General features: G+C 76.1%; 1 protein-coding gene. It reads left to right on the top strand.

What is annotated here, in order from left to right; genetic code table 11:
• A partial coding sequence (locus EEJ42_RS32180; protein ID WP_123105439.1) for a putative Ig domain-containing protein occupies positions 1-2237 on the top strand: 2237 nt, incomplete at its 5' end.
• Positions 2238-2358: the final 121 nt, after the last annotated feature.

Raw genomic sequence — 2358 nt, 5'->3', positions numbered from 1 at the left:
GCAACGACGACCTGCCGGGCTGGGGCACGCTCACCCACGCCGGGGCGACTGCGTCCCCCGCCGCGCCGACGGCGCCCGCCGGGCTCACCGCCACCGGCGCCCGCCACGCCATCGCCCTGGCGTGGCTGCCGTCCGCGTGGGCGACCGGCTACACGGTCCGGCGCGCCACCGGCCCCGAAGGGCCGTACGAGCGAATCGCCTCCGGGGTCGCCACCCCGGCGTACACGGACCGGACCGTGCGGGCGGGGCGGACCTACTCCTACACGGTCGACGCCACCAACTCCCGTGGCACGAGCGGCAGTTCCGGCTGGGTGGCGGCGACGGCCGGGCTGCCCGGGCCCTGGTCGGCCCGGGACGTGGGCACACCGCGCATTCCGGGCTCCGCCACCTTCGACGGCGAGCGCTTCGTCCTGGAGGCGGGCGGCACCGCGGACAGCTGCCGTCTGGTGCATCTGCCGCTGCACGGCGACGGCACGGTCACCGCGCGGATCGTGTGGCCGCTCAGCTCGCAGTACTCCACGATCGGCGTCACGGTCCGCGGCTCCCTCGACGCGGATGCCCCGTACGCCGCGATGCTGGTCCAGGGGCTGCCGCTGCACACCTGGAGCGGTGTGTGGACCGTACGCCGCTCGGCCGGGGCTCCCGTCTCGGCCACCGGCAGCACGCCCGTGCCCCCGTCCCAGCGTCAGGCCATCACCACCGCCGCGGCGTTCCCGATCTCCGACCTCGGCACCCTGCCCGCGTCGGCCACGCCCCTGGAGGCCCCCTGCGTCGAAGGCGCGGGCGACGGCTACCGGCTGCGGGCCCCGTACTGGGTGCGGGTGACCCGCCGGGGCAGCCGCTGCACCGGTGCCATCTCCCCGGACGGCGAGCGGTGGACCGAGGTGGGCTCGACCGAAGTCCGGCTCGGACACACCGCGTACGCGGGCCTCGCCCTGTCCTCCTGCCTGGGCGTCGACGAGACGTACGCCGAGACCGGCACCGGCGCCTTCGACAACGTCACCGTGACCTCCCCGGCCGGGCCGCTGTGGACCGTGCCCTGCCCCGCGCGCACCGCCACCGGCCTGCGGGCGCGGGCCGCGGCCGACGCCGTCGAGCTGGCCTGGACCGATCCGGACCCCGCGGCCCGGTACACGGTGCTGCGGGCCGTACGCGCCCGGGGCCCGTACGAGACCGTCGCCACCGGCGTCGGCCCGGTCGGCTTCGGCACCCGCATCCGGTACGCGGACGCCACCGGAACGCCCGGGGTGACGTACCACTACGCGGTGGCGAAGACGAACCGCGGCGGGCGCGGACCGCTCTCACCGCCCGCGAGCGCGCGCATGCCGACCCCTTCGGTGCCCCAACTCACCTCTGCCGACACGGCGTCCGCGAACCGCGGTGTCCCGTTCCACCATCTCCTGCGCGCCACACACGAACCGGTACGGTTCACCGCGACCGGCCTGCCCGCCGGTCTGCGCGTCGACGAACACACCGGGCTGATCTCCGGACGGCCCTCGTCACGCGGCACGTTCACGGTCACCACCGGCGCGGGCAACGCGTCCGGCACTGCAACCGGCACCCTCACTCTCGACGTCGGCACGCCGCCGCCCGCGCCCTGGTCGTACGGCGACCTCGGCGATCCGGTCCTCGACGAGCGCGCCTTCGGCACGTACGGCGTGGTGGCCGTCCGCACCCCCGGGAGCACCGCGTACGACGCGGGGACGTTCACCGTGCGCGGCGCCGGGACCGATCTCACCGTCAACGGACAGGGGATGACCGGACACTTCGTGCACCGGTCCATCAGCGGCGACTGCGAGTTCACCGCCCGGCTCGTCTCCCGGACCGGTGCCACGGCCGCCGACCGGGTCGGGCTGCTGATGGCCAAGTCCCTGTCGCCGTTCGACCAGGCGGCCGGGGCGATCGTCACCGGCGGGACCACCGTGCAGCTCATGCTGCGCCCGGTGGTGGCGGGCCCGTCCGCCTTCACCGGGGGCGGCGACCTCGCCGGAGACGGCCGCCTCACCCTGCCCTGTCTGCTGCGGCTGAAGCGCACCGGGACCGCCTTCGCCGCGGCCGCGTCCACCGACGACGGCGCCACCTGGGTTCCCCTCGCCGAGGGCACCGTCCCCGGCTTCGGGGACGCCCCGTACCACCTGGGCCTCGTGGTCTGCTCCCGTGACCCGCTGGCCCGCACCACCACGCGGTTCGACCGCGTACACATCACCCCCGCACAGAGCGGAGAGACCCCACGATGAGCCGCGAACACACCCCCACTCCCCCGCCCGCACACCGGCCGACCCGCCGCACCCTGCTGCGGTCCGCGGGCGGCCTCACCGCCGCCCTCGCCGTCGGCGCCGGAACGGCCGCCGCCACCGG

This window comes from Streptomyces botrytidirepellens (assembly GCF_003721215.1).
Lineage (GTDB): Bacteria > Actinomycetota > Actinomycetes > Streptomycetales > Streptomycetaceae > Streptomyces > Streptomyces himastatinicus.
The sequence above is the reverse complement of the archived record's forward strand: the minus strand, read 5'-3'. Positions and strand labels throughout refer to the sequence as shown.